Origin of the sequence: Pseudomonas sp. JAI120 (assembly GCF_014207255.1) — a bacterium.
GTDB lineage: Bacteria > Pseudomonadota > Gammaproteobacteria > Pseudomonadales > Pseudomonadaceae > Aquipseudomonas.
Genome location: NZ_JACHCZ010000006.1, coordinates 87,359 through 110,794, shown reverse-complemented (window position 1 = coordinate 110,794; position 23,436 = coordinate 87,359). Strand labels below are relative to the sequence as shown.

Annotated in this window: 22 protein-coding genes; 9 read left to right on the top strand and 13 right to left on the bottom strand. The window is 58.5% G+C overall.

The window, feature by feature from the left end; translation table 11 throughout:
• The first annotated feature begins 144 nt into the window (after window positions 1-144).
• The 5 genes from HDC32_RS26260 to HDC32_RS26240 all read left to right on the top strand — a co-directional run bounded on the left by HDC32_RS26260 (window position 145) and on the right by HDC32_RS26240 (window position 6,524).
• A complete protein-coding gene (locus tag HDC32_RS26260) occupies window positions 145-1,737 on the top strand; it encodes a bifunctional 3-(3-hydroxy-phenyl)propionate/3-hydroxycinnamic acid hydroxylase (RefSeq protein WP_184746083.1) in 1,593 nt (530 codons plus the stop codon).
• 70 nt (window positions 1,738-1,807) lie between these two features.
• Window positions 1,808-2,467, top strand: a complete 660-nt coding sequence (locus HDC32_RS26255) for a TetR/AcrR family transcriptional regulator (RefSeq protein ID WP_184746081.1) — start codon at window positions 1,808-1,810, stop codon at window positions 2,465-2,467.
• A 61-nt stretch (window positions 2,468-2,528) separates the two neighbouring features.
• The gene (locus HDC32_RS26250; protein ID WP_184746079.1) at window positions 2,529-3,623 is read left to right on the top strand and encodes a VOC family protein; all 1,095 of its coding nucleotides are present in this window, start codon (window positions 2,529-2,531) and stop codon (window positions 3,621-3,623) included.
• 46 nt (window positions 3,624-3,669) lie between these two features.
• Window positions 3,670-4,623, top strand: coding sequence for a fumarylacetoacetate hydrolase family protein (locus HDC32_RS26245; protein ID WP_145338218.1), 954 nt, complete (start codon window positions 3,670-3,672; stop codon window positions 4,621-4,623).
• Window positions 4,623-6,524, top strand: a complete 1,902-nt coding sequence (locus HDC32_RS26240) for an acyl-CoA synthetase (RefSeq protein WP_145338217.1) — start codon at window positions 4,623-4,625, stop codon at window positions 6,522-6,524. The genes HDC32_RS26245 and HDC32_RS26240 overlap by 1 nt, the downstream gene beginning before the upstream one ends.
• Before the next feature lie 825 nt (window positions 6,525-7,349).
• Here the strand turns inward: HDC32_RS26240 and HDC32_RS26235 are convergent.
• Window positions 7,350-8,123 (bottom strand): SDR family NAD(P)-dependent oxidoreductase, encoded by a 774-nt coding sequence (locus HDC32_RS26235; protein ID WP_145338621.1) that lies wholly within the window; start codon window positions 8,121-8,123, stop codon window positions 7,350-7,352.
• An 86-nt stretch (window positions 8,124-8,209) separates the two neighbouring features.
• Here HDC32_RS26235 and HDC32_RS26230 point away from each other — a divergent pair, with 86 nt between their 5' ends.
• From HDC32_RS26230 to HDC32_RS26220, 3 genes are all read left to right on the top strand, one after another.
• Window positions 8,210-9,004, top strand: a complete 795-nt coding sequence (locus HDC32_RS26230; RefSeq protein WP_145338620.1) for an IclR family transcriptional regulator — start codon at window positions 8,210-8,212, stop codon at window positions 9,002-9,004.
• Window positions 9,005-9,034: 30 nt separating this feature from the next.
• Entirely contained in the window at window positions 9,035-9,949 is a 915-nt protein-coding gene (locus HDC32_RS26225; protein ID WP_145338619.1) for an NmrA/HSCARG family protein, read from the top strand.
• Window positions 9,950-10,051: 102 nt separating this feature from the next.
• The gene (locus HDC32_RS26220) at window positions 10,052-10,798 is read left to right on the top strand and encodes an enoyl-CoA hydratase/isomerase family protein (protein ID WP_221462034.1); all 747 of its coding nucleotides are present in this window, start codon (window positions 10,052-10,054) and stop codon (window positions 10,796-10,798) included.
• A 327-nt stretch (window positions 10,799-11,125) separates the two neighbouring features.
• Here HDC32_RS26220 and HDC32_RS26215 read toward each other — a convergent pair whose 3' ends face one another.
• From HDC32_RS26215 to HDC32_RS26195, 5 genes are all read right to left on the bottom strand, one after another.
• The gene (locus tag HDC32_RS26215) at window positions 11,126-11,818 is read right to left on the bottom strand and encodes an SDR family NAD(P)-dependent oxidoreductase (protein WP_145338617.1); all 693 of its coding nucleotides are present in this window, start codon (window positions 11,816-11,818) and stop codon (window positions 11,126-11,128) included.
• A 30-nt stretch (window positions 11,819-11,848) separates the two neighbouring features.
• The gene (locus tag HDC32_RS26210) at window positions 11,849-12,646 is read right to left on the bottom strand and encodes an enoyl-CoA hydratase/isomerase family protein (RefSeq protein WP_145338616.1); all 798 of its coding nucleotides are present in this window, start codon (window positions 12,644-12,646) and stop codon (window positions 11,849-11,851) included.
• Between the two features lie 63 nt (window positions 12,647-12,709).
• Window positions 12,710-12,874, bottom strand: coding sequence for a rubredoxin (locus HDC32_RS26205; protein WP_053136117.1), 165 nt, complete (start codon window positions 12,872-12,874; stop codon window positions 12,710-12,712).
• A 9-nt stretch (window positions 12,875-12,883) separates the two neighbouring features.
• A complete protein-coding gene (locus tag HDC32_RS32260) occupies window positions 12,884-14,083 on the bottom strand; it encodes a cytochrome P450 (RefSeq protein ID WP_145338615.1) in 1,200 nt (399 codons plus the stop codon).
• A gap of 106 nt (window positions 14,084-14,189) precedes the next feature.
• A complete protein-coding gene (locus tag HDC32_RS26195; RefSeq protein WP_218571057.1) occupies window positions 14,190-15,104 on the bottom strand; it encodes an SDR family NAD(P)-dependent oxidoreductase in 915 nt (304 codons plus the stop codon).
• 273 nt (window positions 15,105-15,377) lie between these two features.
• Here HDC32_RS26195 and HDC32_RS26190 point away from each other — a divergent pair, with 273 nt between their 5' ends.
• Complete coding sequence (locus tag HDC32_RS26190; RefSeq protein ID WP_218571056.1) at window positions 15,378-16,244, top strand: IclR family transcriptional regulator; 867 nt, start codon at window positions 15,378-15,380, stop codon at window positions 16,242-16,244.
• Between the two features lie 57 nt (window positions 16,245-16,301).
• Here the strand turns inward: HDC32_RS26190 and HDC32_RS26185 are convergent, their stop codons facing one another.
• The 7 genes from HDC32_RS26185 to HDC32_RS26155 form a co-directional block, all read right to left on the bottom strand.
• On the bottom strand, window positions 16,302-17,093 hold the full coding sequence (locus tag HDC32_RS26185) for a CoA ester lyase (RefSeq protein WP_145338614.1): 792 nt from the start codon (window positions 17,091-17,093) through the stop codon (window positions 16,302-16,304).
• Window positions 17,094-17,134: 41 nt separating this feature from the next.
• A complete protein-coding gene (locus tag HDC32_RS26180) occupies window positions 17,135-17,989 on the bottom strand; it encodes a MaoC family dehydratase N-terminal domain-containing protein (RefSeq protein ID WP_145338613.1) in 855 nt (284 codons plus the stop codon).
• Complete coding sequence (locus HDC32_RS26175; protein WP_145338612.1) at window positions 17,990-19,147, bottom strand: serine hydrolase; 1,158 nt, start codon at window positions 19,145-19,147, stop codon at window positions 17,990-17,992.
• Between the two features lie 21 nt (window positions 19,148-19,168).
• Entirely contained in the window at window positions 19,169-19,930 is a 762-nt protein-coding gene (locus HDC32_RS26170; protein ID WP_145338611.1) for an enoyl-CoA hydratase/isomerase family protein, read from the bottom strand.
• A complete protein-coding gene (locus tag HDC32_RS26165; RefSeq protein ID WP_145338610.1) occupies window positions 19,927-21,528 on the bottom strand; it encodes a GMC family oxidoreductase in 1,602 nt (533 codons plus the stop codon). The genes HDC32_RS26170 and HDC32_RS26165 overlap by 4 nt, the downstream gene beginning before the upstream one ends.
• Window positions 21,529-21,601: 73 nt before the next feature.
• Complete coding sequence (locus HDC32_RS26160) at window positions 21,602-22,849, bottom strand: cytochrome P450 (protein ID WP_145338609.1); 1,248 nt, start codon at window positions 22,847-22,849, stop codon at window positions 21,602-21,604.
• Between the two features lie 224 nt (window positions 22,850-23,073).
• A complete protein-coding gene (locus HDC32_RS26155) occupies window positions 23,074-23,253 on the bottom strand; it encodes an SDR family NAD(P)-dependent oxidoreductase (RefSeq protein ID WP_145338608.1) in 180 nt (59 codons plus the stop codon).
• Window positions 23,254-23,436 lie beyond the last annotated feature (183 nt).

The window sequence follows — 23,436 nt, the reverse complement described above, 5'->3', positions numbered from 1 at the left end:
GCCATACGGTTTGCTATCGATGGCGATTGTTTTTTTGACAACTTATCCAATATTGAATAATTTCACAATATTGAATGCACTCCACCGCATTCGATCAAGGTGCCGTCCAGCCGCGGCAAACAACACCTATCAATCGGGGTCGCCATGCACAACAAGAACAGGACCGAGATGCCCGCCAGGGTCGACGTGCTGATCGTCGGGTTCGGCCCGGTGGGCGCAGCCCTGGCGACCTTGCTCGGTCGTTATCATGTCAATGCGCTGGTGGTCGATATGCGCCATGACATCCTGCGCATGCCGCGCGCCATCGCGTTGGATAACGAAGCATTGCGCCTGTTGCAACTGATCGGCCTGGCCGAAGATGCCTTCGACAAAGTGGTGATTCCCGAGGTGAAAATGCACTGCCCCGTGCTGGGTCAGTTCAGTCGCGCCAATACCAGCGGCAGCCTCGACGGTCATCCCAAATTGGTGACGTTCTATCAACCGGACCTGGAAAATGCCTTGCGCACGCGCTTGTGCGAACACCCCAGCGTGACCGTCCGCACGGGCTATCAATTGCTGGATGTGCGGCAACATGCCGACCATGTGCAGGCGTTTCTCGCCGATGAGCAGGGGCAGCCACTCACCGTAGAGGCCCGTTACCTGGTGGGAGCCGACGGTGCCGGCTCACGGGTTCGCACCTTGATTGGCCAGGCGTTTACGGGAAAGACCTTTGCCGAAGACTGGTTGATCATTGACGCCAATCGCCGTGAAAACCTGGCCATCGATCATGTGGAATTCCTCTGCGATCACCGCCGCCCTACCCCGCACATGCCGGCGCCCGGCGGGCGGGAACGGTGGGAGTTCATGCTGATGCCCGGCGAAACTCGCGAGACCATGGAACACCCGCAGCGCATCGCCGAACTCCTGGCCCCATGGGTGAAGGCCGACGAGCTGAGCATCGAGCGCACGGCGGTTTACCGCTTTCATGCGCGTTGCTGCACGCGTTTTCAGAACGGTCGGATATTTCTGGTGGGCGACGCGGCGCACATCACTCCGCCCTTCGTCGGCCAAGGCCTGGTGGCCGGCCTTCGCGATGTGTGCAACCTGGGTTGGAAGCTTGCCTGGGTGCTCAACCACCGGGCCGCGCCCGCGATCCTCGACAGTTACGATCAGGAGCGCAGGCCCCACGCCAAACAGATGATCAACCTGGCCAAACTGATGGGGCGTGCCGTGATGCCGCGCAATGCACTGCTGGCCGTTTTAATCCACGGTGTGCTGAAGACCATGACCCTGTTCCCGCCGGCACGGCGCCTGTTCGAGGAGCTGGAAATCAAACCCGGCAACCAGTTCAAGCAGGGCCTCTTTACGCAGAAAGCCCCGCGCGGCGTACTGGCCGGCGGAAGCCTGTTGCCTCAAGGCCTGGTGCGTGATCCCGCCCGCAACATCGTGCTCAGTGATGATGCGCTCGGTGTTCAACTGACCCTGATCGGCTTTGGCTGTGACCCTCTCCAGCACCTTGACGCGACCAGCCGTGAGCGCTGGCAAGCCCACGGCGGTAATTTTTTGCAGATAGTCCAACGCGGCCAGCACGGCAGCGCGCAGACGCCGTGGGTCGAGGACTTGAGTGGCGAGCTGCTCAAGCGCATGCCGGCACAATCATTGCTAGCGGTGCGCCCGGACCGCGTCATTATGCACAGCGCGCCCGCCACTCAGGCGGCAGGGCTGCTGAATGCCTGCATGGCGCTGATGCAAGGTTGAAAGAACATTTAAAATTGACGCAGGCCTGATTGAGAGGCCTGTCACTTTCCACGACGCAGTACCAGAAACCATGATCAAACCCACCGCCGCTTCCCCTATCGACGCAGACGCACCGCTGACGCGGGGTCATAAAAAACGCGAACGCACCCGGCAGGGGTTGCTCAAAGCCGCGCTGCGCGTGTATGCACGCAAGGATGTATTCGAAACCGGCCTGGTCGACCTGGCCGAAGAGGCCGAAGTCTCCACCGGCACCATCTACAACTATTTCCGTACCCGCGAGGACGTGATCGAAGCCGTCGGCATTGCCTTGGCCTGCGAGTTCTCCGAGATCATCACGCGCTTGAGCCAGGGCATCGATAACGGCGCCCAGCGGATTGCCATCGGGGTGCGCATGTTCATTCTGCGCGCCATGACCGACCCGGACTGGGCCAGGGCCCTGGTGCGCATCGTGCACTTCGACCAGGGCCTGCAATCGAAACTGGCGATGTATGTGTTGCAAGACATTCGCGTCGGTGCCGCGCAAGGCACGCTGAAATTCACAGACGAAGGCGTGGCATTGGATGTGGTGCTTTCCTGCGCCCTGGGCGGCATGCGCAGCGCGGTCGAAGGTCGCGCGGTCGATGAGCATGACGTGAAGGTCGCCGAAATGGTGTTGAAGGCCCTGGGGGCGACCCCGGCCAAAGCCAAAAAACTGGCCGGCAGCCCCCTGCCGCATCCTGTCCAGTCCTGACGGCCGGACACGCACAGGCTGCCCATCAACCCGGCGAATCGACGGGAAGGAGTACCAACAGATGCGCCCAGAGACCACTATCGCGCCGCGCCTGCTCACGGAACAGCCCGCGCGTCATCCTTCACCGACGGTAAAAGCCAGCAGCCTGGCCTATTTGATTTTCGAACGGCCGGACCTGAAAAAAGCCGCGCGATACCTGGAGGATTTCGGCCTGCACGCCAGCCAGTGCGATGGCGACATCCTCTACCTGCGCGGCACAGGCGCGGCCCCTTATTGCTACCGCGTCCACCGGGCCGCAAAACAGCGCTTCGTCGGCTTCGGGCTGACCCTGAACAGCCTTGACGACCTGCACAAGCTCGCGCGCCTGCCCGGCGCCAGCGGCATTGAACCCGCCCAGGGCCCCGGCGCCGGCCAACGCGTGCGCCTGATCGATCCTTCAGGGTTTTGCGTGGAAGCCGTTTACGGCCAGACCCCCGCCGATCAATGGCCACACCGCCCTGCCCTGGTCGTCAATCAACCGGACAAGACGCCCCGGATCAACAACACCCAGCGGCCCCCCGCTGCACCACCTGAAGTGATTCGCCTGGGCCATGTGGTACTTGAAGTCGCTGACTATCAGGCGACGTGCGCCTGGTACACCGGGCATTTCGGTCTGATTCCCAGCGATGTGCAGGTATTTGCCGATGGCTCGCCGGCGGTGGCTTTTCTGCGCCTGGACCTGGGCGACAGGCCGGCCGACCACCATACCCTGGCCCTGGCCCAGGGCATGATGCCGGCCTACAGCCACAGCGCCTACGAGGTGGTGGATGCAGATGCCGTGGGCATGGGCCAGCGGGTATTGCGCGAGCGCGGCTGGGTCCACGCCTGGGGCATTGGCCGGCACATTCTGGGCAGTCAGATTTTCGATTACTGGCAGGATCCGTGGGGCGACAAACATGAGCACTATTGCGATGGCGACCTGTTTACCGCCGATCACCCCACCGGGTTACACAGGATCAGCGCGCAGGCCATGGCGCAATGGGGCCAGCGCATGCCCAGGAGCTTTACCCGCCCCAGGATGCGTCTGGCGGTCATCCGCGCCATGTTCCATCACCTGCGCCGCAGCCCGGATCTGACGGTGCGCAAGCTGATCACCCTGGCAAGGCTGTTCGGCTGAGCGTTGAACTGACCCCATCCTTTACCTCGTTGCCCAGGAGCCTCACATGGCCGTGCATGTCGTGCGTTTTGCTTACCAGAACACCATTCAGTGGGGCGTGCTGCGTGGGCAGTCGATCACCCCGGTTCCCGGCACGTTCGCCAGTACGGGCGATTTCGTGCGCACGCAGAGCCTGGCCATGCTCGCGGCCGTCCAGGGCGACCCCCTGCGACTGGAACAGGTCAGGCTGCTCAGCCCGGTCACTCGCGATCAACAGTTCGTATGCCAGGGCGCCAATTACCGCCAGCATATGATCGAATCCGGCATGAACCCGGACGCCAAGCATTTCAATATGATATTCACCAAGGCGACCAGTTGCATCGTTGCCGCCGACAGCGATCTGATCAAGCCGCGCACGGTGCGCTTTCTCGATTACGAGGTCGAATTGGGGCTGGTGCTCAAGCGTGAGATCACGACCAGGGTTACCGTCAACGAGGCCAACCTGCACGAGTTCGTGGCCGGCGTGGTCATCGTCAACGATTATTCGGCCCGCGATATCCAGATTCCACAAATGCAATTCTACAAGGGCAAGAGCTTTCGCACCTTCGGCCCGGTCGGGCCGTACCTGTGTCTGCTGGCACCGGACGAAACCCGCTACCTCAAGGACCTGCACCTGCGCCTGACGGTCAATGGCCAGGTGCGCCAGAGCGATAGCACCGCCAACCTTGTGCATGGACCGGCCGAAACCTTGAGCGAACTGTCCGGCGTGCAGGACTTCGCCGCGGGCGACCTGATCGCCACCGGTACGCCGGCCGGCTGCGCGCTGGCGGTGCCTTCGCCGGGTAAACAGCGCATCGGCGCGCTATTGCCGGAAGCGCTGAAATGGAAAATCTTCTTAAAGGCCCAGGCAGCCCGCAGCCAGTACCTCAGGGTGGGCGATGTCGTGGAGGCCAGTATCCGCAGCAGCGACGGCGTGATCGACCTCGGCGTGCAGCGCAACCACGTGGTGGGGGAAGCCTGATGGCGGTCGCCTCCCTCGCCGATATCCTGGCCATCGAACACACCGCGCTGGACCGACAGCCAGTGCCCGCCAGCACCTATGCCGCCCTTCAGGCCCAGGCGCAACGCACACCGGATGCCACCGCCCTGCGCTTTTTCCTCGATGCCAGGACGTTCAAGCATACCCACGACTGGAGTTACGCCGCGCTGTTCGCCGACATCACCCGCACCGCCAACGCGCTGCATGAGCTCGGCGTGGGCAGCGACGAGGTGGTGGCGTTCATCCTGCCCAATCTGCCGGAAACCCATTTTGTCATCTGGGGCGGCGAAGCCTGCGGCATCGTCATGGCCATCAACCCGCTGCTGGAGGCGGCACACATCGGCGAGCTGCTGCGCGCGGCCAACGCCAGTGTGGTCGTGACCCTCGCTCCTACGCCCGGTACGGACCTGTGGCCCAAGCTTGCCAGCCAGTTGCCCGACCTGCCCGGGGTGCGACAGGTGCTGTGGGTGAGCCTGTCGCCCTACGTGGGTGTGCTCAAAGGCCTGGCACTGCGCTGGCTGGCATGGCGAGCCAGGACTGCGACCCCCGGCGTGAAGATCGCTGACCTGCGCAGCCTGATCAGGCGCCAGCCCGGCAACCAGTTGAAGAGCGGTCGACAAATCCGCGCTGAGGATATCTCGTCTTATTTTTGCACCGGCGGCACTACCGGCCTGCCAAAGATTGCGATGCGTACCCACGGTTCGGAGGTATTCAACGCCTGGTCGATGACCTTATGCATGCACCCGCGTCCGCCCGGACAGGTCATTTTCTGTGGTTTGCCCCTGTTTCACGTGAACGGCCAACTGGTCACCGGCCTGATGCCCTGGATCCATGGAGACCAGGTGATCCTCGGCACGCCACAGGGCTATCGCGGTGCCGGTGTAGTGACCGGTTTCTGGAGCCTGGTGGAGCACTTCCGGATCAATTTTTTCTCGGGCGTGCCGACCCTTTACTCAGCGTTGCTGCAGCAACCGTTACAGGGCCAGGATATCTCCAGCCTCAAAGCCGGCCTGTGTGGCGCTGCGCCCATGCCGGTCGAGCTGTTCAAGGCGTTCGAGGAAAAAACCGCCGTACCGGTACTCGAAGGCTACGGCCTGACCGAAGGCGCCTGCGTTTCTTCCAGCAACCCGCCCGATGGCGAACGGCGCATCGGCTCCATCGGTCTACGCCTGCCCTACCAGCACATGCGCGCGGTGATGCTTGATGAAAATGGCCTGTACCAGCGCCAGGCCAGGCCCAATGAGGTGGGCGCGATCGCCATCCGCGGGCCGAATGTCTTTGCCGGCTATCTGGACGCGGCGCACAACAAAGGCCTGTGGCTCGACATCGACGGGCAACGCTGGCTCAACACGGGCGATCTTGGGCGCGAGGACGAGGATGGATATTTCTGGCTGACCGGGCGTAAAAAGGAATTGATCATTCGCGGCGGGCACAACCTTGACCCCAGGCAGATCGAGGACGTCCTGCAAGGCCATCCGGATGTCGCGCTGGTTGCCGTCATCGGTTGCCCTGATGCCCACGCCGGCGAAGTACCGGTCGCGTATGTGCAGCTCACCCCGGGGTCGCCCTGCACCACCGAGCAACTGGCTGCGTTTGCCGCCCGGCACATCACCGAGCGTGCGGCGATCCCCAAGCGCATTGTGCTGGTTGACGCCTTGCCGGTGACGGCGGTGGGCAAGATTTTCAAACCGGCGTTGCAACAGAGAGAAATTGCTGAGGTGGTCCGCCAGGAAAGTCTGAGTTGCGGTCTGAGCGATGTGCATGTGGAGGTTGTGCAGGACCCACGGCGGGGTCTCGTCGCACAGATTCGCTGCGCACAACAACGCGAGGAACTGGCTCTGCGCCTCGGGCGCTACAGCTTCCACGTCAAATGGCTTGAATGACAGTCATGAAAAGTGATGCTTGCAAAAAGTAACACCTGACTAATGGCCGCACCTTAAACAGATATGTCAGGTCCTGACAGCACTGGCTCACAAATACCCGAAGACACGGTGGTGAGACTGACCCAGGTAGTCAAACCTAAGGATGTACTCGGTCAGTTGAACCGCTTGGCCCGCAAAGCTATCGGTGAAAACCTGGCCTCGACCCAGGCTCGTCAAGATGTTGAAGAGGCTCGTGCGATCATTGGTCGACAGCACAAGTTGTCGAACCGTCAGTATTCATGGGCTAGGCCAGAAACATTGATAATGTTCCGGTGACCGAGGACAACCGCTGGCGATGCTTGGTTACCACTGATTCGACACGCTGTGCCGGATCCAAATTGACGAGTAGTTGGAAGCGCGCATGGGCATTGCTGTTTTTGGTGTGCAGATAAATGCGCTGCTGTTGATGGGGGGCAGTTTTCAATCAGCGCCAACAGAGTATTAGAAGCTCGTGGTGGCTAACCGTCAGCGTGTGAGGGATGAGGCAGCTGAAAGGGCTGGCCAACCCAGAAGACAAAGCCAAGAAGGTGTTCGTATAGACCAACAACAGGATAGATCGTGAGGTAGATGCAAGGCCCAAGCTCTATGGCTTCCTCTATGGCGTACACAAGCCTGTTCGTGGTTGGGCTGCAAAGCCTCTGCCTGACGGCATGCGCGGCAAAGCCGGTAGTGGTGACAAAGACCCAGGCCGTAAGAATTGAAGCACCTGATCTAGTCCCGTGCGAGCGAGTTGACCAAGACGACACCTAGCTTGTGGACTGCGCACCAGAACGAAGTTCCAGGGCTCTAGCGAAAGGAGACAGTGTGACCGCCGTCCACTGCGATGGTCTGACCGTTGATGTAACCACCCGACGGCGAAGCCAGCATCACGGCAAGTCCGGCGATTTCGTCAGCCTCCCCAAAGCGCTTGGAGGGATTGCGCCCGTTGTACCACTCGACCATGGCAGGATCCTCCCACTGGGAACGCGCCATTTCGGTCTTGAAAGTACCGGGAGCGATGCAGTTGGCCGTCACGCCCCGGCTGGCAAATTCATTGGCCATGTTGCGCACCATCTGCATGTCCGCAGCCTTGGTCAGCCCGTAGGTGCCACTGACCGGGTCACCCAGCAGACCAACGATCGAGGCCACGACGATAAAACGTCCATAACCCCGCTCCAGCATGGCCGGCAGAGTCATCTGTGTCAGCCAGATGCTGCTCTGCACATTGACCTGCATGAATTTGTTGAAGGTTTCGTCCTGTAGATCCAGGACCGAGCCGCCCCAGGGATGGATGGCGGCATTGGCCATCACGATGTCAATCCTGCCCCAGGTTGCAAGGGTGGTGTCCACCAGATTTTGCAGTTCATCTTTGCGGCCAATGTTGCACGGTACGGCGATGGCCTCGCCTCCGGCGTCGCGAATCGATTGAGCCGCCTTTTCACAGGCGTCCGCTTTACGACCAGAAATCACCACCTTAGCGCCCTGCTCTGCCATGCCTTTGGCACTGGCAAATCCAAGGCCGCGGCTTGAGCCGGTAATGACGGCAACTTTACCGTGGAGATCGAACAGACTGGAGGTCATCTTATTTTTATCCTCTGAATTTATTCGCACAGCGAATGTTGAATCTGCTGTGCGAATGAATGTAATTTATTCGAACGTCGTTTACAATGCCGAACATCGTTCAGAGTGATGTCGAAATGGATAAACCCGATAAAGACCGTCAGTACGTCACCGCCCTGGCGCGTGGTCTACAAATTCTACGGTGTTTTACCTACGACAGGCCTGAACTGACCGCGCGTGAATTGGTGGCCATGACGGGGCTGCCACAACCCACGGTCTGGCGCCTGTGCTACACGCTTGAACGCGAAGGTTTTTTGGTCTGCGCGGGTGAGAACAGCAAGATAGCTTTGGGCCTACCGGCACTTGCGCTCGGTTATGCGGCGCTGGTGCGTGCCGAACTGCCCAAGGTCGCCCAGCCTTATATGCAGTCGTTAACCGAGCGCTATCGGATGGGTGCTTCGTTGTCGGTTCGCGACGGCCTGGACATGCTCTATCTCCAACGCACTCACGGTGACTTCGTTTACTTCAACGATCCGGTCGGTGCGCGCCGCCCATTGGCAACCGCACCTACTGGCTGGGCGTGCCTGGCGGCGTATGAGGCCGAGGAACGTGAGGACGTCATAAAGGGCCTGAAAGCAGCACATCCCAGTGATTGGCCCACGACCCAAGCCAACATCCGACGGGCGATTGCGGACTATCAGACGTATGGATTCATCCTCAGCATTGGCGTCATGCACCCTCAATTCAACGCCGTGGCTGTACCCATTCGCACCCGGGACACCGGAAAAATATACGGTTTGTCTGCCTCTGGCCTGGCCTTGGATTGGCCCCGTAAAAAGCTGCTGGCCATCGGCTCCGAACTGGTTGAACTGGCGAAAAAACTGTCTCTCGTTTCCAACTGATCCCGCATGTATCGACTCAGGAGTCTTGAAATGAACAACCGTAATTCACCGATCCTCGTCACTGGAGGTACGGGTGCCCAAGGGGGGGCTACCGCGCGGGCGCTGCTGGCGGCTGGATATCCCGTGCGAGTTTTAACGCGTTCTCCTGACTCGCCTGCTGCACAGGCGCTGGTCAAACAAGGGGCAACTGTTGTTGCGGGCGACATGGACGATCCCGCGTCTCTGGTTAATGCACTGCAAGGTATTTATGGGGTATTTTCGGTACAGATCCCGGACAGTTCCAACACAGACAGCGAGCGTAAGCAGGGCTTCGCGCTGGTGGAGGCTGCCTACCAGGCCGGCGTTCAACACTTCGTGCATACCTCGGTGTGCGAGGCCGGCAAACACACGAGCTTTGCACGCTGGGGCAGTGGCTATTGGTGGCAGAAGTACTGGACCGATAAGTGGGACATCGAGGAGCGCGTTCGCCACGCTGGATTCCCATCCTGGACGGTGCTCAAGCCGGCCTTCATGCTGGACAACTTCACCCTGCCCAAAGCCCGGTACATGTTTCCACACCTGGTTGACGGAAAAATCATCACCGCCCTCGATCCTAATACCCACCTGCAATTGACCACGGCCGATGACGTCGGCGCCTTTGCGCGAGCAGCGTTAGAACACCCTGAACGATACAACGGCAAAAGCATCGATCTGGCCAATGAGGCGTTGTCGATGGATGAGGTTGCAGCACTGCTGAGCCGTGTGCTTCACAGAAACATCATCAGTGAATCGGTCTCCCCTGGCGAGGCTATCGCGGCGGGCCTATTTCCAGGTTGGGTGCGTTCGCAGGAGTGGACAAACGAAGTGGGTTATCGCGCTGACATTAACGCGTTGGCAGCCTACGAAGTGCCACTTACACTGCTGGAGCAGTGGGTAAAAAACCATATCAGTGAGTTTCCAGGCTGATGGTACAGGCGCCTATCGGTGCCCACCCATACTCTCAAGGAGCCAGACATGCCAAATCTTTATGACTTGCCACCAGAAATTCAGGTGACTGCCGAAGGCGGCTTGCGCCTGATCACCCTCAATCGACCTGATGACCTCAACGCATCCTCTACCGCTATGTTATTCGCCTATCCAAAACTGTTTCGCGCTCTGGCCGAAGACAGGGAAGCACGTGTCGCCATCCTGACCGGTGCCGGCCGAGCCTTCAGTGCCGGTGGTGATTTTCAGCACTTCGTCAAGACGCTGGAAGATTCGGACTTTGCGCGGTCGGTGCAGGAAAATGCCCGTCGCACCCTCCTCAGCTTCATTGATCTGCCCATTCCGATTATCGCCGCAGTGAATGGACCGGCAGTAGGATGGGGCGCGACCATGGCCACCCTGTGCGACATCGTGCTGATGTCGGAAAAATCGTTCATGGCCGAGCCGCACATCAATATCGGCTTGGTCGTGGGCGACGGTATTTCGGTGGCCTGGCCGCTTTACACCAGTTTATTGAGAGCCAAGGAATTGATCTTCACGGGCGATCGCATCACCCCACAGCAGGCCGTGGACTACGGGCTGGCCAACCGCGTAGTAGCGCCGGAAAAACTCATGGAAGAAGCCCGCGCATTGGCTGAAAAGCTGCTCAAACAACCCAGCCAGGCACTGCGTGAAACCAAAAAAATCATGAACAGCTACCTGCATCGTAGCGCTGCCCAAGTGCTTGACACGACCTTGGGGCGGCAGTTGGCGGCCACCTTGAGTGAAGAACACCACAGCCTCGCGACGGCCTTCATTGCCCAGCAAAGACGTACACAGAAGGAGCCTTGATCATTTCTAGGCTAACCAACTGGCTTTCTGCCGGGGATCACCAACGGGCTGATTTCTCGTCTTCTAACTCGTTCAGCAATCCTTACAGATGTGCCGATTTTGGTTGTCGACTAATAAAATACAGGCCTTTCCTGAGCGGTGTTCACCTATACCTTTGGTGAGGTCGGGCATCGGGTGCCGTTTGTCCTGGCATTCGCCCGTGCCCTGAAAGTTAGCATTCGTGTCTGGCGTAAAAGCATCAGTGAACAGGCCGTGATAGTCGAGAAGCCAGGCCCCCCTTACTTTCGCCGAGCTGCAAGTTCTGACCGGCGCGTTGGATGCGGAAAATCAGACTCTGCCGTTGACTGCAATCGACGCGCCAGTGATTGCCGACGCTGCGTCAGACGCCAAAAACAGAATCACCTGCGCGATCTGTGCCGGTTGGACCCATCGCGTGAAGTCAGCATCTGCCATGTCTGCTCTGTTCTGCGGCGTATCGATAATCGAGGGCAAAATCGCGTTGACGGTGACCCCGTGATCTTTGAGCTCTTCAGCCACCGCCTCGGTCAGTCGCATCACCCCGGCCTTGGACGCCGCATAAGCCCCCATGCCCAAGGCTGCCTTGCTGGCAGCACCGGCTGCAATATTGACGATGCGCCCTGCTCCACTCGCCTTAAGATGCGCGAGTGAGGCTTTGCAGGCCGTCGCGGCCGTACGCAGGTTCATCTGGTACAGCAGATCCCACGTCGCCAGATCGCCCTCCTCCAGAGTTTCCCAGCGAAATCCGCCCGCTACGTTAATCAGCGCATCCACACTGCCAAAGTGCGCCTGGACCTTGGCCAAGGCACTGTTTGCCGCTGCCAGATCCGTCAGGTCCACATCGCCCAGCAACAACTGCCCGCTGAACTCGGCGCTGATCGCCGGCAGAGCCTGCGCGGCCCGATCTACCAGCGATACCTGCCAGCCTGCCTGTGCAAATGATCGGCCTACTGCAACACCCAGGCTGCCGAAGCCGCCCGTAATCACCACCGTCCTACTCATGTCAGATGCCCTTTTTCAACACAGTGAGTGTCAGCGACCTTTGAATACCGGTTTACGTTTTTCCCGGAACGCATTGACCGCTTCCTGATGATCTTCGGTTTGGTTGGACAAGGCCTCATACGCGAACGAGGCATCAATCACCGAGCTGACGATCTGCTTGAGGCTGATGTTGACCGCAAGCTTGGTCCACTGGATGGCTTTCGAGGCGCCCTGGGCCAGCTTGAGCGCCATCGCCTGGACGGTTTCGTCAAGCTCTTCGGCCGTGACGGCATGGTTGATCAAACCGATACGGGCAGCCTCTTCGCCGGTCAATGCCTCGCCCGTCAGCAGATACTCCTTGGCCTTCGCATAACCGATCAGTTGCGGCCAGATGGCCGCGCCGCCATCACCCGCGACAAAGCCCACGCTGACATGAGGATCACCGATTTTGGCGGTTAACGTGGCATAGGTCAGGTCACAGAAGAGTGCCAGGGTGGCGCCCAGGCCGATGGCATGACCGTTGATTTTGGCAATAATCGGTTTAGGGCAATCAAGCATCGAAAAGAGCAGTTGCTTGCCACGGCGCATGCCGTCGATGAATCGCTGGGGTTCATCAATGACCAGTTGCATTTCTTCAAGGTCGCCGCCCGCGCTGAAAGCACGGCCGGCACCGGTCAGGATCACCACGCGGGTCTGTTCGTCGTATCCCGCTTCGGTGAACACTCTGCCCAATTCTTCATCCATGCCCGCATCAACGGCATTGAGTGAGTCTGGGCGATTGAAGGTGATCGTCAAAATACCGTTCTCATCGCGTTCCAGCTTGAGCGCTTTATAACTTGAAAAATCCATTCAGGTATCCTTTTGGCAGTAGGTTGACGCCCTGGACGTCTATCGCTGTAAGGTGCAGGACAATCAGACTTCGACCATGGTGAAATCAACTTTGGCGGCACCACATTCAGGGCACATCCAGTCTTCGGGAATATCTGCCCAGCGTGTCCCGGGCGCAATGCCCTCTTCGGGCAGACCTAAGGCTTCGTCATAAAAAAAACCGCAGAAAATGCATTGCCACTGTTTCATGTCGACTCCTTAGTTAACGTCCCAGACCAGCGGCAAATGAAGCACTCCATTCACCGCCCCTGACGCCGTACGCGGTTGCTCACCCGGTTTCACGCGAAAGTCTGGAATGCGCTTGAGCCATTCCTGCAGGAATACCTTGATTTCGGTGCGGGCCAGAAACGACCCGGGGCAGCGGTGCGGACCATTGCCGAAGGCTGCGTGGATCACTGGCTTGCGGGTCAAGTCAACATCCATGGGATCGGTAAAGCGGCGTTCATCCAGACCGAACAGCGCATTCGGAACCTGAATCTGATCGCCGTCTTTGAGCGGCACACCTTTGAAGTCGAAATCGCCGGTCACGACCCGCGCGGTATTGGTGACCCCGTGACGCCGAATCAATTCGTCGACCGCGGTATTAATCAATTGGGGAGCGTCAACCAGTTGTTGCCGTTTGGTTGGGTGTTCGGCGAGGAAGCGACAGATAAAACTCATCATTGAAGCAACGGTGTCCAGGCCACCGAACAGCACCACAATCAGCATGCCAAACATGCGTTCGGGCCGGATAGGGACGCCGTCGATCTGCGCATTGACAATCAGGCTGATGACATCGGTGCCTGGGTTGAGCGTCCGATCCTGAATCCAATTTCCAAGGTAACGCTGCAGTAAAACCTGCGACTCGATGCGCTCTTCCAACGTGCCGCGCACGGCCATCTCCGCCATAGTCAGCAACTCAAGGCGATCACTGCTGGGCAGGTCCACCAGACGTAAAAAAATCAGGATTGGCAACATTTTGGCGAAGTCGTTGACGAACTCACACTGACCGTTCGCCTGAAAACCTTCGATCAACTCGATCGTCAGCGCCCTGATATCATCTTCCATCGAGGCAATGGCCTGCGGCAGGAAAGACGGTGTGATCAACGCTCGATAAGCCGTATGTTCCGGCACGTCCAACTCCAGCGGAACCAGAGTGATTTGTGGCGTAGGCGGGATATTTATGAGGCGATGAGAGAAACGAGCGCCATCTTTCTGGATGACTTCAATGTCCTCTGCGCGGGTGGCGATCCAGTGCCCGCCGTTATAAGGCGACCAGACAATGTCGGGGCCGTCATGCAGCACCTTCCAGGCGAGGTGCACGTCCGTCTCGGCGCCTGCCGGATGAAGGCAGTCGAAATCAATCACCAGATGGGGGGGGACATGTGCAGGCACTGTCCAGCTATCAGGGTAAGTCACGTTACTTCCCTCCTCTGCCGCCTCTGGTCAAAAAAGCGGCTTTTATTGTTGTTTTTATTCACGTCGTAAGCTACGAACTCGATTCCAATTACCGCTACTGCAAGCTTTAAACAGGATCCCAGGTAAAGACATCGCCGGAGCGATCCATGGGAATGAAGGAGCCTTTCAGCGCAGGCATACCGTGCTCAGCCAAGGTTTCAGGGGTCCAGCCTTCCGAGCGCTGTACCGATCGGATCGGTCGCGGCTGGCTCATCAAAAATATCTCGTTATTACGCACCGCAAACACCTGAGCGTTGACTTCAGCTGCCTGGTCACTGGCCAGATACACGCAAATGGGGGCGATTTTTGCCGGCGTCATCTGTTTGATTTTTTCGACGCGGGCCTGCTGCTCTGGCGTATCGGTGGGTATGGCACCAATCATGCGACTGAACGCGAAAGGCGCGATACAGTTCGACCGAACATTGAATTTTTGCATGTCCAGGGCGATGGACTTGGATAACGCCATGATGCCCAGCTTCGCGGCGTTGTAGTTGGCTTGACCGAGGTTGCCGATCAGGCCAGAGGTAGAAGTCATGTGCACGAAGCACCCCGATTCCTGCTCCTTGAAATAGTTGGCGGCAGCGCGGCTGACGTAGAAGGTGCCGTAGAGATGGACCTTGAGTACCGCGTCAAACTCTTCGGCTGTCATTTTGTGAAAAAAACGGTCACGCAGGATGCCGGCGTTGTTGACCACGACGTCAATCCGCCCATAGGTTTGCACCGCCTGCTCGATCAACCTGGCCGCCGCCGCCGGGTCAGAAACACTGTCGGTATTGGCCACGGCGTCGCCGCCGGCGGCCCTGATCTCATCCGCAACTTTTTGCGCGGGCCCGACATCCAGCCCCTCACCACTGACAGAGGCCCCGACATCGTTGACCACCACCTTGGCACCGTATTTCGCCATGAGCAACGCAATGTCTCGCCCAATGCCGCCACCGGAGCCCGTGACGACCACCACCTTGCCCTTAACCATATCCGTCATGCCTGATCCCTCGATCGTGAATACGCATCACCCATAATCCCGGACAGGCTCACAGCAGCGAGCGGATAGCCGCAATTCGAGGTGATCACTCACAACAGAATACTGAACGATATTCACATATGCAAACAAATAAGCCGTTCAGAAAACCTCAAAAAAAACGGCGCGTCGGGTAAATGCCTTCTATAAATAAGCCATAGGGCCATCAAAACCTGGCTACAGCGCAGCGTTTACAAGGCGTTCAAGATCAAAGGGAATTGTTAAACGGTATTTGGTATGATGCACACCTACTTCAAGCAGTACCGTTGCATTCGATGGGCTAGACATCAACACAACGATTTGATCAATCATGAAAAGGTAATACACGTGGATAGTGCTGAATCTCAAGTATCCATGGGCCCACGCTCTGTAACGCGGATCCTGGGCCTGTTCGAAACCCTGGCAAAGGCCGTTGACGGCCTTTCTCTTGCCGAATTGAGCGTGACGCTGGAATCCCCGAAAAGCAGTCTGTTAACGCTGCTGCGTCCGCTGGTCGCTGAAGGCTATCTCAGCCATGGCAGCAATCGTTACCGGCTTGGTCCGTTTATATACCGGCTGGCGGGAGACATCCTGGCCACCCGCAACTTCCCCAAGCTGATGCGCCCCTATCTCGAAGAGTTGGCCGTCAAGTCTGGCGAAAGCGTGTACCTGTCCGTGATCGATATGGAGTCACAGATGGTGACCCACATCGACGGTATCGACTCACAGAACCCGGTGCGTTACGTTTCGCCGCTGGGCGCTCCACGTCCCCTCCACTGTACTGCGCCTGGTCGTCTTTTATTGGCCTATCAGGATGAACGTACCCAGGATGCCTACCTCAAGTCCGCGAAGCTGAAGGCCATGACTTGGCGCACCATCACAGATCGCAGCACGTTGAAAAAGCAGCTGAAAGAGATTCGTGAAACCGGCGTCTCCATCAGCATCAGCGAGCTCAGCGAAGGCGCCGCCGGGATTGCAGTACCGGTCCACAACACCGACGGTACAGTAGCGGCAGCGTTGGTGATCGCAGCACCTGCCGAACGCATGCAGCACAAACTCAATGAGCTGCGCGAGTTGCTGATCTCGGTAGGCACCGCAGCGTCCGGTCTGCTCGGTCACGCATGAACAAGCGCTGAAACACCTGATTCGACTCCGTCCGAATTGGGTGTCGCACTACACAACCTAGTCGGACTCGCCTTGAGCGATGATTTTTCGCGCTTTGAGCAGCACCGGCAGATCGATCATTTCACCCTGCACCTTCACCGCGCCGTCATTCGAGAGCGCGAAGGCCTGGATGACCTCTTTGGCCCAGGCCATTTCACGCTCGGACGGGCTGAACACCTGATTGACCAAAGGCACCTGCCGCGGATGGATACACATCTTGCCGGCGAAGCCAAGCGCCTTGCCGTGTGCGGCCTCATGCCTTATGGCGTCCTGATTATCAATGCTGACACAGACCCCATCGATCGGCCCGTCAATACGTGCGACCCGCGAGGCGACGACAATTTGCGAGCGCGCGTACAACAAGGCGTCATCACTGCCATCACAGCCCACGTCCAATTGATAATCCACTGAACCAAAAGCGATGCGCTGGACCCCAGGGGCTTGCGCCACGACCAGCACTTGTTGGATACCCAGCGCGGTTTCCACCAACGCGATAATCGGCGCCTGAGTCACCCTGCGCAGGGCCAGGAATGGCTCCAGGGTCTCGGCCTTCGGCAGCATCACACTCTCGACGTTCATTGAAGCCAACAGTGCCAGATCTTCAGTGAACCAAGGCGAACCGTAGGCGTTAATCCGCAGGCAGACACGAGCGCCCCCCTCCACGGCTGTGCGCACATGCTCACGTGCCAGAGGTTTATCGGCATCGGCCACCGCGTCCTCCAGATCAATGATCACGACGTCGGCGCCCGATGCCTGTGCTTTAGCAAAACGCTCGGGTCGATTACCGGGAACAAACAAATAGGAACGCATGGGTTCTCCTTGACGCTAAGTCACTGAATCGCGGCGTGGAATCAAGCCAGCGTGGCGGTTGCTTCCATGCCAATTTCCCCGTCAGGGCCTTGGGCCCACAGCAGCACCGTTCCCCCCTTGTCAGCAGGTAAGGCACACAGGGTGATCGGTGCGGTATCGAACAACGGCCGCATAGCGCGGAAACTGAAGTGTTTGAGCCTGACACCCGGCCTCTGCCGATGGAGTAAATCCATCAGCAAGGTTGCAATCAGCGGGCCGTGCACCACCAACCCCGGATACCCCTCTACCGTCTGTGCGTAAGGTCGGTCGTAATGAATACGGTGTCCATTGAACGTCAGTGCCGAATACCGAAACAGCAGCACGGGGTCCGGGGTGATTTCCCGGGTCCATAACGGCTTACGCAGCGTCAGCTCGGTAGCCTTTAAGGGGGCCCCTGGCTGCGGATGATCACGGTAAACCAGATCTTGCTCTTCGCGGATCAGCACGCCGCCGGAATCTGCGATTTGGTGCTCCAACGTGACGAATACCAGCTCACCGCTACGACCGCTTTTGTGGCTGACATTAAGAATCGTCGAAGTCCGCTCGACCGAACTGCCCACCAAAGGACTGCGCAGAAACTCCAGCCGCCCACCTGCCCACATTCTGCGAGGCAGTTCGATGGGCGGCAGAAATCCGCCACGTCGTGGATGACCGTCATCACCGATAGCCGACTGTTGTGCAAGCGGCAAAAAGTACAACCAGTGCCATAGCTCCGGCAGCGCATGCTCCAGCCCAACACAGACCGGCTCATGCTCCAGCGTCGCGGCCAACGCCGTCATGGGCACCCGCGTGAGCTGATCGCTCTGATGTTCTTGCCGACCGATCCAGGATTTCAAATGTTCGATGTCAATGCTCATTCAAATACCCAATGCCTCACGTACTGCCTGGGCAATGGGCAGCAACGGGTCCTCTTCAGGACTGGTCGGGTTGAACAGCTTGTTATGGCAAATCGCAACCGCCAGATTGACGTCCGGGTCCGCCCAGCCGATCGAGTTGCCTTGACCTGGGTGGCAGATCGCGCGGGGGTTCTGCACGCACGTCACGGGAGGGTAGTTGCCGCCGAACCAGAAACCGCCGATGGTGATCGGAATCGGAAAGCCGAACATTACCGGGTCAGGCTCTTCACTGTTGGCCCGAGGGGTGTTCAGGGCTGCGACCAGTTCCCTGGAAAGCAGGCGTACCCCGTCGAGTTCGCCACCGTTGGCGAGAAACGCCCAGAACCGCGCCTCGGAGCGGGCGTTGAATATGCCCCCTACCCCCGCGACCTCTGCACGCCGCACGTCGGCCCGCTCAAAGACTTCGGGAGCCAGCGCAACCGCGTCGGGCATCGAGGCGCTGAACAGCGGTGGCAGGTACTCGGCAGGCACCGATACCATCGCATTGATTTGCCTGGCGACACGCGGCTCGACGTCATCGGTAATGCCGATCCACAGGTCGGTAATGCCTAGTGGCTCGGCGATTTCCTCACGCACAAAACGGCCAAAGGAGCGATGTTTGCTATCAACCCTGCGGACCAGTTCGCCGATGATCCAGCCGAAGGTCATCGACAGGTACAGAGTCTTAGTGCCAGGCGTAGCCAACGGCTCCAGATCTGCGATGGCCTGAGTCATCCAGTCCCAGTCGCACATCCGCTCCGGGGTCACACCCTCGGGCATTTGCGGTACACAGGCGCGATGCGTCAGCACATCACGAACGGTGGTCAATGCCTTGCCATTGGCAGCGTATTCGGGCCAGTAACGGCTGACCGGCGAGTCGTAATCGATCTGGCCCCGGTCAGCAAGAATATGCAGGGCGGTAGCCGCAACGGCCTTGGTCACCGAGTAGACATTAAACAGCGTATCGCCATCGACCGCGTGTGTTCGCGCTTCGTCCGTGTAACCACTCCAGGCGTCGATCACCAGCTTGCCATTAAGGTAAGCCGCCACCTGAACGCCGACTTCACCGCCTTGGGTGGTGGCCAGATCCAGTGCTTTTTGTACAACAGCCTGAGCGTGGGCATCTAAAACGTGACTCATTGAAAAAGCCTCTTGTGACCGTTATTGAGTCATGGCGATGGTGGCCAGACCTTCCATTGCCAGGCCGTAGCCCAACTCCTCCAAAAGCCGGCGCTTGATCGGTTGAGTGAAGGCGACACGTGTATAGCGCAAGGTATGCAGGGGCTTGCTTGCCAATTGCCCAGCCAGTTCCCAGGCCCGAGCCAGCAGTTTGTCCGCAGGCAAGACTTCGGCGACGACGCCCAATGCCAGCGCTTGAGCGGCCCCCAGGCGCTGACCGGTCAGCAAGAAGTAACGCCCTCGATTGGCGCCCAGCAGCATCGGCCACACCACCTGTACGCCATCGCCAGGGACGACGCCGTGGACGAAGTGCGCCAGATCGGCCAGCTCCGTGGTTTCGCTCGCCAGTACGATGTCCGACAGCACCGGGATTTCGGCATGGATGTACGCCGGACCATTGATGGCACCAATGACCGGGACTTCAATATCCAGCAGGTTCATCAGCAAATCCTTTCCTTCACGCTGCAAGCGGTGCCATCCCTGAGACATCGGCTCACTCGGCATTTCGGTCATGTTCATCGCAGCACAAAACGCATCACCGGTGCCGGTAATGATCAACACGCGGACTTCAGGGTCTCGGGCGATCTCACGAAAGCAATCACCCAATTGGGTGTGGATGCTGCCCTCCAACGCCCCCCATTTCAGCGAACCGCCTTCGCTATGCACCGACAATTGCACAATGCCGTCCTTGCGCTCCAAGTGAATGTTTGCGAAGCGCTGTGCGTAGTCCTCGAATCGACTCATGACGCGTCCTCCAGAATCAAATCGGCGGCATGCCATGCCATAGCCATCATTGGCCCGTTAGTGTTGCCTGACACCATCGTGGGTATTACCGACAAGTCCATCACGCGCAGTCCCTCAACGCCTCTGACCCGCAGCCTCGGATCTAGGACGGCATCGTCATCCGAGCCCATGGCGCAGGTCGAACAGGCATGAAATCCCGACTGCCCACGCTGTCGAAACTCGGCAAGAATTTCCTCGTCGGTCTGCACTTTCGGTCCCGGATGCGTTTCTTCCAGGACCATGTGATTCATCGACGCACTGTTGACGACTTTGCGCATGAAACGAAACGCGGCCACCGATACCTCACGGTCGTAAGGATCGGTCAGGTAATTGGTGATGATTTGTGCAGGCTGAGCCGGGTCCGCCGAGGTGATCTGTACGCTCCCCAGACTGCGCGGACGCAAGGGGTAGGCAAATAACTGCATACCCGGAAAGGGTTCAAACCCATAGGATGGCGAGGAAAAGTCCAGCGAATAGGGGGCCATCATCAATTGCGCGTCGGGGCGATCGAGCTCGGGGCGGCTTTTGAAAAAGCCACCGACTTGATAAGAGCCCATTGCCATTATGCCGGTTTTCGTCAGCGCATAACGCAAGGCGTTTTTGATCAGCCGTATACCGCTGAACTCGCGGTTTTGGCTGTCACGCCAATGCCGCAGGCGCACCTGCAGGAAATACAGCAGGTGTTCACGCATGTTACGGCCGACGTTCGGATTATGCGCAACCACGGGGATTCCCAACGCCGTCAGGTGTGCCCTGTCGCCGACGCCGGACAATTGCAGGAGACGTGGAGTTTCCAGGGCCCCCGCACTGAGTATGACCTCACAACGCGCCGTGTAAGACACCAATGTCCCACCCTTTATGCACTCGACACCTATAGCGCGCGTACCTTCGAATAGCACCCGCTGCACTTGGGTAGCAGTGACGATGGTGAGATTCTTTCGCTGACGGACCGGGCCAAGAAACGCTTTCGCCGCACTCTGCCGGACACCACCGCTGATGGTGTAAGTCAGATAGGCCACACCTTCATGATCGAGTCCGTTGATATCGTCCCGCAGCTTCAACCCCAGGCCCTTGCAGGCATTGATCACTGCATCCCCCAGCGCATTACGGTCGCTGTAGTTGGACAGCTTCAAAGGGCCTTTACCGCCGCGCAGCTCACTTTCACCCAGCGCATGGTTTTCGATACTGCGGAATGCCTTGGCCATGGTCTTCCACCCCCAGCCGGTGGCCCCGTTGGCCTCCCAATCATCGTAATCCTGTGGGTGGCCGCGCATGTAGACCATGCCGTTGATGGCGCTGGAGCCGCCCAGCATCTTGCCGCGAGCCCAAATCTCGGTGGTGCGACCGGTGCCTGGGTCTGTGGTCACCGGAAGAAACCAGGCGTGTTTCGGGTCCGACAGCAATTTGCCGAACCCCTTGGGCATGTGGATCAGCGGGTTACGGTCTTCAGGCCCGGCTTCGATCAGCAGGACTCTGTTGTGCACAGATTCAGAAAGCCGGTTGGCCAATACGCAGCCGGCCGAACCCGCACCGACGATGATGTAATCGAACTCTTTCATTGAGCTTAACTCTTCAAAAGCCCGTGATGGCCGCATTGACCATGACAGAGCTGGAGCCTGTGCATGGAGGCTGTTAACCAAACTTCACGTGAATCGAATGCGGCACCCGCATCATCGTTCCACGCACTTGGGGAGCAGGCTTGTCCGGATCAAGGCGCAGGTTGGGCAGGCCATCGATAATTGCCGTCAACGCACGGGTCATTTCAACCCGAGCCAAGTGTTGACCGATACAGACATGAGGGCCAAAGGAAAACGCAAAATGCCGGTGCTGAGGCTTGCGGAAAATATTGAAGGTATCTGGGTCGGGGAATTTGCTTTCATCACGGTTGGCCGATCCCGCCACCACATCGATAAAGGTACCCGCCGGGATATTGACCCCTCCCAAGACAGCATCAGCACGAGCGTAGCGACTCTGCATCAAGACCGGCCCATCCCAACGCAATGCCTCTTCGATTGCCTGGGGAATCAGCGAGCGATCGTTGCGAATAGCTTCCAGTTGTTCTGGATTGCTCAACAGTCCCGTCAGCAACACACTGGTCCCGCGATAGGTGGTATCGCCCGCAGCGTTGACCAGTTGCCGCAAGAACGAAATCAGCACATTTTCCGGAAGGTATTCGCCGTCGACTTCCGCCAATGCCAGAGAACTGACCAGGTCATCGCCCGGATTGGCGCGGCGTTCGGCCACCAGCTTGATGAAGTAGTCGCCCAGCTTGCGCGACGCTTCCGTGCCGTGTTCGATGTCCACCGATACCACGGTCTGGGCAATCGCCAGCTTATGGAAAATCTTCGCGTCTTCAGGCGGCAACGCCAATTGGCGATAGATGATGTGGAAGGGATAGTGCAGGGTGAACTCCTGCACCAGATCCGCTTCGCCTCGGCCTTCGAACGTGCTCATCAAGCCCCTTAACACCGGGTCGACCAGCGTTTCACCCCAGGCGGCGACTGTTTGCGGCAAAAAGGCTTTCTGGAAAATCCGGCGAAACCGTGGATGCTCCGGAGCATCCATGGTCGAGATGCTCTGGCCGAAGCTGATGCCGATGTTGTAGTCGTAGGCATGATTGCCGTAGGTGGCCGGGTCGCCCAATACCTGAGCCACCTCGTCATAGCCGAAGACGCTGTAATACTGCGCATCCGCTGGCTTGGTGATGTCTGCGTACAAGCCCATCAACGTCCGATATTCGCCTTTGTGCAACGAACCCTGATGACGCATTTCGGCAATTTTGGCGTAGGGATCAAGGTGATCGCCAAACATCAACGCGTCTTCCAGGAACGGGTCAAAGGAAGGATCGTCGAAGTCTTCAATATTCAGTTTTGCACCCATTATTATTATCTCCGCATCGCGTCGGGTATCGGTACGCGCTGGCCACAACATCATCAAAGGCGATCTGAAGCCGCTTCAGAAGGCGCATCTCCAGCACACACGAACATTGTTCATATATGCGAACCTCGTTCACTATAATCACGAAGTTTCAAGGCAGCAAGCAGCTCCTCGAATAAAGTTGATCCGCGCCAAAGTGGCGCACTTCATCACACAAACATCCACTTTCAACGCAGTCGCCCTGCCCCCACAGCTTCGATACGTTGGGCGACAGCGCACGCGGCCTCAAGGTTAACGTCGGCAACAATGACCTGCGCCCCCACGTGGGCAAACAACTCGGCAATGCTTTGGCCAATGCCTGAACCCACGCCGGTAACAACGGGAGTCTTGTCGTCCAGGCGAAACACAGTTTGTGTCGTTACTCAAGGGGGGCATCCTTGGCTGAATTATTGTTATTGACCCGCGCGCCCTACGGCACAGCGGCTGCAGGGCTAGCACGGATGGCTTCGCTCTCGCGTTCGCTGACCCAAAAGGACCTCAGCTGAACGCTGTTCAACCGAATTAATTTATTGGGGTCTTTACCCGCTAGA